9 protein-coding genes and 1 pseudogene are annotated in these 7910 nt (G+C 38.8%); 3 read left to right on the top strand and 7 right to left on the bottom strand.

Annotation, left to right across the window (positions count from 1 at the left end):
• From L5M10_RS15360 to L5M10_RS15345, 4 genes and pseudogenes are all read right to left on the bottom strand, one after another.
• Positions 1-101: pseudogene (locus L5M10_RS15360) on the bottom strand (integrase); the annotation flags it as partial.
• Between the two features lie 169 nt (positions 102-270).
• Positions 271-1527, bottom strand: a complete 1257-nt coding sequence (locus tag L5M10_RS15355) for a Y-family DNA polymerase (protein WP_263255529.1) — start codon at positions 1525-1527, stop codon at positions 271-273.
• Positions 1527-1934, bottom strand: coding sequence for a LexA family protein (locus tag L5M10_RS15350; RefSeq protein WP_107404054.1), 408 nt, complete (start codon positions 1932-1934; stop codon positions 1527-1529). The genes L5M10_RS15355 and L5M10_RS15350 overlap by 1 nt, the downstream gene beginning before the upstream one ends.
• A 60-nt stretch (positions 1935-1994) precedes the next feature.
• Positions 1995-2225 carry a hypothetical protein gene (locus tag L5M10_RS15345; RefSeq protein WP_263255528.1) on the bottom strand — a complete coding sequence of 77 codons (231 nt, stop codon included), beginning with the start codon at positions 2223-2225 and terminating at the stop codon, positions 1995-1997.
• A gap of 324 nt (positions 2226-2549) precedes the next feature.
• Here L5M10_RS15345 and L5M10_RS15340 point away from each other — a divergent pair, with 324 nt between their 5' ends.
• From L5M10_RS15340 to L5M10_RS15330, 3 genes are all read left to right on the top strand, one after another.
• Positions 2550-3119 carry an SOS response-associated peptidase gene (locus L5M10_RS15340; RefSeq protein WP_263255527.1) on the top strand — a complete coding sequence of 190 codons (570 nt, stop codon included), beginning with the start codon at positions 2550-2552 and terminating at the stop codon, positions 3117-3119.
• 219 nt (positions 3120-3338) lie between these two features.
• Positions 3339-3707, top strand: a complete 369-nt coding sequence (locus L5M10_RS15335) for a YebY family protein (protein WP_263255526.1) — start codon at positions 3339-3341, stop codon at positions 3705-3707.
• A gap of 4 nt (positions 3708-3711) precedes the next feature.
• Entirely contained in the window at positions 3712-4584 is an 873-nt protein-coding gene (locus L5M10_RS15330) for a hypothetical protein (protein WP_263255524.1), read from the top strand.
• 377 nt (positions 4585-4961) lie between these two features.
• On the opposite strand, the gene L5M10_RS15325 is transcribed toward L5M10_RS15330, so the two are convergent.
• The 3 genes from L5M10_RS15325 to L5M10_RS15315 form a co-directional block, all read right to left on the bottom strand.
• The gene (locus tag L5M10_RS15325) at positions 4962-5393 is read right to left on the bottom strand and encodes a thermonuclease family protein (RefSeq protein ID WP_263255522.1); all 432 of its coding nucleotides are present in this window, start codon (positions 5391-5393) and stop codon (positions 4962-4964) included.
• 201 nt (positions 5394-5594) lie between these two features.
• Complete coding sequence (locus tag L5M10_RS15320) at positions 5595-6497, bottom strand: hypothetical protein (protein WP_263255521.1); 903 nt, start codon at positions 6495-6497, stop codon at positions 5595-5597.
• Entirely contained in the window at positions 6494-7906 is a 1413-nt protein-coding gene (locus tag L5M10_RS15315; protein ID WP_263255519.1) for a MotA/TolQ/ExbB proton channel family protein, read from the bottom strand. The genes L5M10_RS15320 and L5M10_RS15315 overlap by 4 nt, the downstream gene beginning before the upstream one ends.
• Between the last annotated feature and the right edge of the window lie 4 nt (positions 7907-7910).

Raw genomic sequence — 7910 nt, 5'->3', positions numbered from 1 at the left:
ATGATATTACCTTCGATTTCGAGTCTAGTGCGGATACGCCAGATATCCTCGAGCTTAAAGGGCTTTTTCTGCCCAGTTCGATGGCCTTTTTTCGTCCACATAACTGACCCCTAAATGACTTTAGAAATGTCCTTATTTATTTTAGCTTGAGATTGAGGTCAATGAGTTGAATAGATATGCAATTTAGGAAATTGTGACAGATTTGAAACTCAAAACTGTAGTGTATTTGGTCTAACTGATAATGGGGCATAAACGTGTTAGTCCTTCTATTCAACACTTTATTTCGGGCAAACAATTCCACTTGGTAGTGTATTGTGGCGTGAGCAGGTCTCGGCGCATGGCCCATTTTTGCTCGATACCCTGAGCGGCAATGAATAAGGAGTCTGTGCCATAACGTTGATTGATGACATCAAGAGTCTTCATTAACTCGGGCTTGGCTTTTGAGACATTGAATAAATCTAACTGGCCATGCTGGGTGCTGACCAAATCAATCAGGCCCACGCCGACTTTATAATAACGTACGCCTGCACGGAAAAGTTGAGATGCTGCTTGTGTCATACCTTGAGTAAGTTCAATGCTGCAATCGGTGGCACAAGCAAAGTGCACTAAGGTCTTAAAGCCTGTTGGGCGTTCATCGTAGGGGGAATTGCTGGCAAACAACAACATAGTTTTACAGCTAGAACCTTGCTTACGCGCTTTCGCTGCGGCAATCGCCACATGTTTACTTAAGGCTTGGAGTAAATCCTCATACTCGGTAATACGCTCGCCCACACTACGAGTTGAGAATATTTGCTTCTTATCCGCCCTCGCCTCGTCCCACACTTTGCACGCTTGCCCATTAAGTTCACGCACAGTGCGTTCTATTTCAATACTAAATTGCTTCCGAGCTAAACCTGCAGGGATTTTGGCTAAGTCATAGGCGGTATTGACGTTCATCAATTCAAGTTTTTTGCTTATCCTACGCCCAATGCCCCAGACATCATTCACATTCATTGATTGTAAAATTGAAATTCTGTCTTGTTCATTATCGATAACACACACACCCTGATAACCAGGTAACTTCTTTGCCGCGTGATTGGCTGCTTTAGCCAGTGTGAGTGTTGAGCCTATGCCGACACAAACCGGTAAACGTGTTTCTTTCCAAACCGCTTTTCGAATCAACTGACCTTGGGTTTGTAAGCACTTAATGGCGGGGTAACAATTTTTAAAGGAGAGAAAGCTTTCATCAATGGAATAGACATGCTGCTCTGGTGCAAATCGGCCAATGATATTCATCATCTTTGCAGATAAATCAGCATAGAGTTCATAGTTACTTGAACAAACAATGACACCTAATTTCGTACACAGGTCTTTGACCTGAAAGTATGGCGCAAACTTAGGCACACCGCGTTCTTTCGCTTGCTTGTTTGCCGCAACAATACAGCCATCATTGTTGCTCAACACAATCATTGGCTTACCACGCCAATCAGGTCTAAATACCTGCTCGGCGCTGCAATAGAAACTGTTGGCGTCAACCAAGGCAAACATCAGATGTCCGCTAATAATGGACTTTGGCGATGGCAACGAACAGAACGAATAACAACACCTTCAATGGTAAAGTTATCGTAGTCGTGAATAGGCTGAGGTTGGTGCTGTTCATTCGACGACAGTAGCATGCGATGCGTTTTATCGAGGATTTTACATACAAATTCACCGTTGAAATTGGCAACAATCACATCACCATGACGTGCGGTTTCCTGGCGGTCAACAATCAGTAAATCGCCATAAAAAATGCCCACGCCCTGCATTGAGTCACCTTTTGCGATACCAATAAAGGTCGCACTAGGATGCACAACTAACAGCTCATCAAGGCTCAGACCCAACTGACTATATTCAGCTGCAGGGCTTTCGAAGCCAGTAATACCGGCACTGGCATAGATGGGGATAATACGCATAGTTAACACCACTGTTTTTATATACAGTAATTATAGGCGTTGTTAGATAACTGGCAAGAATTATTGTGATGTTTCGATGTAACACCATTGGTTCTTTTCTTTATCAAACCCCACATCAAAATTCACCGCGGTGGTGTCACCCGTCTGGTGTATCTTTGCAACGATATCTTTTAGTTCAGATAAATCATCAACACAGGTAGGTTCCGACAACTGCACCAGAAACAAGATTAAGAAGCTAAAAGTGGTTAAAAGTAATGTTGTGACAAACACCCGCACTGGTCTGAAGATCATGGTTCTGCTTTCCTTTGCAAATAAACAACCTGTTCAGCTACGTTGAAATGTAGTAACAGCGGGTCAAAAATGCAAAATCAATCAAGATGACCCACTTTTCATTGAGCTTGTTCTGATGTCTATCTTCACTAATACTCAATTGACTACATTTTCCAAGCTATAACCCACTAATAAAAATAGATATTTGTTTTACAGCAGACAGAGAACTAACTGTTCATGGCGGCTTAATTCGTGAGAGGTACAGACTAGACTTTTGTGGCGCACATACTGATTTTTTTCACTTAGTCTATTGTATAAAGATAAAAATATTGAGGAATTGGCCTAATGTGCGGACGCATAAGCATTGATAGTTTTCTCGCTAATACGGTATCCCTTCAACTGGGTGTGCCATTTAATCCGCAAACTAACCTTGATTTGCGCCCTACCGAACAAGTGTCGGTGATTATAATGGCCGATAGCCAGCTTCAGCTGCTAGATTGTAGCTGGGGAATAAAGCCTGCTTGGTCGAAAAAGTTATTGATCAATGCACAGGCTGAAACCGTGCGAGAAAAGAAAACGTTTGCTTCCGCATTTACGAGCCACCGCTGCGTTGTGCCCTGCTCTGGTTGGTATGAATGGCGCGAGGAAGGTAAAAAACAAAAACAGAAATATCTGTTTAGTCATGATAAAGGAGAGCCTCTTTACATGGCCGGAATATGCTATCCAAACGCAGAGTTTACCCAGCTAGTTACATTAACGACTGAGCCCACAGAAAAGTGCAAAGCCTATCATGGCAGAATGCCTTTGCTAATTAGCCTATTTGAAATTGATTTTTGGCTTCAAACTGAAGCGGTTATGTTAGAGGCACTGCTCTGCCACCCCAAAGACATTGATATCGCAATCCGTGCTAACTAAATTTCTATAAAGTCAAAAATAAAAAACTCATTTTTGGATAAAGGCGTGTTAGCAATAATCTATCCACATAACCTCGGTCACGTGAACTGGCTGAGATAAAAGTGACAAACTTTAATGGAACCTATCAAACTATACTGTCCATAGACATTTGATTCTATGTATGGTCTGATTAATAAAGTAAGATTGATGGCATAACACTCTGATATCATGGATGTAACCATGTGTAAAACAATTCTAGCCTTCTCAATTTTAGCGCTGAGCTTAGCTGCAACTGCTAAAGAAATTCAACAATACAGTTATGGTGAAAGTTGGCCGTTTACAGTTGAGAGTGGAGAGATCGCTTGCTATGAGCAGGCGGTATTTTTCATTGCCAATGATATAGAATATGCAGTTAACGGTATTGCTATAAGTAAGGGGTATGTCGATATTTCCCCTATATGGAAAGTTGATAGTTCGATGTTGGAATACCAGCAGTCTATAGCAAAGCAGGAAAACAAAACTATTCAACAAGTGCAGGATAAAATGGGTGGAGTAACCCGTGTGAACATCAACCCAATCCTTCAGGAAGGATTGAAACTGTGCAAGTAACTTCATGAACTTAATCCCCTTTGGCCTTCGTAGTGATGGCGTGTATATCGATGCAGATGCCGCGACAAGGGGCAAGGCTTGTGATTGTGTTTGTCCATCGTGTGGCATTTCTTTAATCGCTCGGCAGGGTGAAGTTTATGCCTCCCACTTTTCTCATGATCCAAAAGGCGGCTGTAAAGAAGAGATTGAGGCTTGCCAATTCTCCTTCTTTGTCTCGGTACGCTACATGCTCAAGCAGATGTTGCAGGAGACAGGCATGTTGATGTTGCCACCTTTGGAGATAGACTTCGAAGGCGACAAGCATGTCATTACCAAAAGCGCGAAAATAACCATTGAGCACCAGAACATAACACTTGATAGCTATGAGCAGGATGTGATGTTTGACATAATCCTAATGGTATCAGGCCGCAAGTTATGCATTTACATAAGTCACCCTGGGCGCCCCGCACCGATATATAATAATTTGAGTGGGGATCATCGTACAGCGGTACTCTGTCTTGAATTAATCCATTTCTCGAAATTATTCAGTGAATCACATAAGATAAAATCATCGACACAGCTGCTCCATGAATGGCTAGAAACAGCTATCAAGGGAAAGCATTGGATCTACAACCCAAGGCGAAAGGAGTGGCTTGAGCACCAACAAAGTAGAAAGCAGCATGATGAACCCAAGACCACAAGAGACCGGATTAAAGAGCAAATAGCTAAGCTCGACCAAAGAACAGTCGAGATGTATCGCTGCGTATTCTGTAAATTAGACTTTGAAGGCAGCTCGTTACTCAACCTCTGCCCTAAGTGCAATGATCATCTGAGTGTTATTAAAAAGCCGGAGATTGCGCACCAAAATCCACCCAAAGGGAAGTATCACTATAGATAAAGTAATTACAACTCTTCGAGAAAGATGATGATTCAACCGATTAAAGAAACCAAAGTAATTTACAAAATCACTTATCCCAATGGGAAGATATACATTAGTAGGGCATTAACTATTGGGGAAATGCCAACAGTGAGCTTATAGCCATGGATTTTACAACTTCAGAACGAATGGATATGACTATTCGCCGCGAGATCATTTATCAATTCACCGACTATACAGAGATAAATCGTATAGAGTCGGTTCTGATGTTAGGTTAGCTGTGCTTATCTACGTACTTCATACAAGAATTAAGCAATACTACGTCACATAAACCGTGATTTTTTATTTTGACAAAAATTAACATGTTATTTACAAGGGACTGTATGAAAATATGGAAATTACAAAATATTGCACCATTCAAGCTTTTTAGCTCCAGTATAAGGAACAGCAAGCTTAGCTTCTAACAGTAAACGTCCTAAGTCTATACCGTCTAAACTAACGTCAGCCAAAATCCTGAAATATTTATCTCGTTCAATACCAGTAAGGCGAATAGTTTTAGACTCTCGGAGTTTAGAAACAGTAAACTGTTTTGCTAACCTTGCCATTTCTACTTCTTTTTTACATTTCCCCCGAAGCTCTGGAGTATCTACACCCTTAATTCTAATTGTAATTTTTTGGCCCAATATTGGTGGCCATTCATCAACATTGACAGTAAAGCTGTCACCATCATAAATACTTATTAATGTAGAAACAGTAACAGATTCTTGTGTTCCAGCATTAGACTTCGTGACAATGAAAATACTTAGCAGAATAAAAATAAGCTTACTCATACTTTATCCTTTTAAAAAGTAAAACAACTTTTCATATAATTCTATTTTCTTGTGCTTTTAAAACCAAGCATTCGTTTTATCGATGTTATAAATCCAGCACTATTTTCAATATTTCTATGTAAATAGTTTTCATCAATAAAGACTTTAATCTTAATGAATTCCCCAAGAAATAAATTTCGAGAATGAATTAATTGTTCCTTTTCACTTTCCATACTTAACCTCTGTCAATAGTTTGTAAAAGTGAGTTTCAATAGCAAATAGTTGTTTTTTAAACGCGTCCTTCGATATTGCTTTATCTGATATCCGTACAAAATGTCGACATCCTTTTCTCACCGAATCATCAAAAATAGACTTTGTTTTTGCAAGATGCTCATTATTGTTTTTATATGTGCCAATAACTGAAACAATTGAAGGATCAGTCAAAGCCTGCTCATTCCTTGAGTCAGGCCAACCTCTTGAAAATGTTACACCATCTTCAAAAATTGTAATGTCGTAAATAAATTCGATGGCTCCACTTTTTGCATCCGCCCAACAAGGTGGATGAACAAGCCCGTTTCCTAATTTAACAATTTGCTGTCGCAAATTATTATTCTGACCAACGACATCATTATGTTCGAGTAGAATCTGCTTCAGTGCTTTACTTGTATTGGTCACGTTTGGTAACGCATCTTTAATCAACTTATTGAGCTCAGCACTTTCTTTTAATTTTTCGATAATTTTGTTTTTATCATTAATATTAAATATCTCAGAAAATTTATTTTCTAAGAAGGCCAGTTGAGATGTTTTATCTTTAAGCTCGATCTCAAGCTCGTTAGCTCTTTTTACGCTTTCCTGTAGTTTATTTATTTCTGTAAAATACTCATCAAAATTATCCTCTCCATATTTTTCTTTTAATTTTTCTACAAGTTCGCTAATTTTTTGATTCTTTTCATTTAGACTTTTTTGCTCTTGGTTTGAGATTTCAAGTTTTGACAGCTTTATTTCCTGTTCATTCAGTTTCCAAACTGATACTAATAGCAGGATAAAAAAGAAAATAAATGCGAGCTCGGTTAGAGATGTATCTAAAATTGAACTCTTGTTCTTGTTAGTATCTGTTAGTCTCACACTGTACTGCCTCTAAGCTTCTGAATTTCTTGTGCAAGGCTAGTGTAAACCGTTGCAATATCCTTAGCAATTTGACTTGTATACTCTTCAGTAGCTGATGCGGTCTCATCAAAACGTCTATATGTTTCTATGGTTCGTTTTCCTGAGACTTCCAATAGCTTTTCAAAGTCTGAAAGTTTTTCATTAATGTCATTCAAGTGAGGAAGCTCTGATGTAACTGATTTGAATTTCTCAGAAAGCTCGCTCAAACCATCAATATAAGTCTGAATGATTTGTGGTGTCCCTGATAATTGATTATGAATTGTTGACGTTTCATCAACTAGCGTAGTTAGAGATAATGTTAGAGTAGGTACTGTTTTATCAATAGCCGTTGACAGTGCTTCAAATTGCTCAGATAGCTTTTCAGCTTTTGATGATATATTTTTTTCGGCCTCGAACTTAATATCCTTGATATCGACAAAATTAGCTAACACAGCATCGCCGATTTCAGACAATACATGATGATATTGACTAGCTTGCTCAGTAATTACTGCACTGAGTTTAGTTTCAAAAGCATTAATGTGAAGATTGATAATATCTGTACTACTTGCAATATGAGTAGCAAGTTTTTCATTGTTACCTTGTAATTGCAAAGCACCTTTAGTAAAGCTTTTACTGAAAATGGCAAGATTATCAGTTAAATTTTTCATCGAAGCTAACACAGGTTTTGTTATGACATCTTCGGAAACTTCAATGTCATTAACTTTTTCTGATAATTTATCGATAGCAACTGCAAACTTATGTTGAGCGTCATCAAAGTTTGTTTCCAATTTCAGTAAGATATTTTGATTCACTATCTCATATTGTTTCAGGGTATCAATAATTGTCTGCTCAGTTTGTGAGCTAACCTTAATAACACTCGAGGTGACAATACTAACGAGCACATCAATCTGTCCTTTAAATGTTTCCAATGACTGTTCAATGTCTCGTTCAATTTGCTCTTGGCGTTGCTTAGTTTCCACATCAAAAGTAGTAATTATCAAACGCATAATTAACCCTATTACTGTAGTGACCAATGCGACGCCAAATGATGAGACAATTTGGCTAAAATTGACCTGCCCATGTTCTGGAGCATCTGAAATTAGCCAAAGTGATGCTATCAAAGATACAAGAGTGAAAATAAATCCCAAATAGTAGCAACTGTCACCAGCGACAACTCTTGGCACATCTAATGACCCCTTCACAACAATAAAACAGTATAAACAAATCACTACTACAGGTAAAAAGAAACCCATAAAATTAGAATTTAGCTTTGCACCGACAAGTGTAAAAAACGAGCCTAAAATAACAGCGATAACAAATGACTGCTTAAGAGATGTACGGTTTATGATTGATGACTGAAATCCCGATATTTTACCTTTGCTGTCCATAGAC

Origin of the sequence: Shewanella sp. SM32 (genome assembly GCF_025654235.1) — a bacterium.
Taxonomy (GTDB): domain Bacteria; phylum Pseudomonadota; class Gammaproteobacteria; order Enterobacterales; family Shewanellaceae; genus Shewanella; species Shewanella oncorhynchi.
Note: the sequence above shows the minus strand (reverse complement) of the source record. Positions and strands in the feature narration are given on the sequence as shown.

Bases quoted from the DNA above. Each gene is read 5' to 3' on its own strand.
- L5M10_RS15355 (WP_263255529.1), bottom strand. From the start codon at position 1,527: ATGTTTGCCTTGGTTGACGCCAACAGTTTCTATTGCAGCGCCGAGCAG.
- L5M10_RS15350 (WP_107404054.1), bottom strand. From the start codon at position 1,934: ATGCGTATTATCCCCATCTATGCCAGTGCCGGTATTACTGGCTTCGAA.
- L5M10_RS15345 (WP_263255528.1), bottom strand. From the start codon at position 2,225: ATGATCTTCAGACCAGTGCGGGTGTTTGTCACAACATTACTTTTAACC.
- L5M10_RS15340 (WP_263255527.1), top strand. From the start codon at position 2,550: ATGTGCGGACGCATAAGCATTGATAGTTTTCTCGCTAATACGGTATCC.
- L5M10_RS15335 (WP_263255526.1), top strand. From the start codon at position 3,339: ATGTGTAAAACAATTCTAGCCTTCTCAATTTTAGCGCTGAGCTTAGCT.
- L5M10_RS15330 (WP_263255524.1), top strand. From the start codon at position 3,712: ATGAACTTAATCCCCTTTGGCCTTCGTAGTGATGGCGTGTATATCGAT.
- L5M10_RS15325 (WP_263255522.1), bottom strand. From the start codon at position 5,393: ATGAGTAAGCTTATTTTTATTCTGCTAAGTATTTTCATTGTCACGAAG.
- L5M10_RS15315 (WP_263255519.1), bottom strand. From the start codon at position 7,906: ATGGACAGCAAAGGTAAAATATCGGGATTTCAGTCATCAATCATAAAC.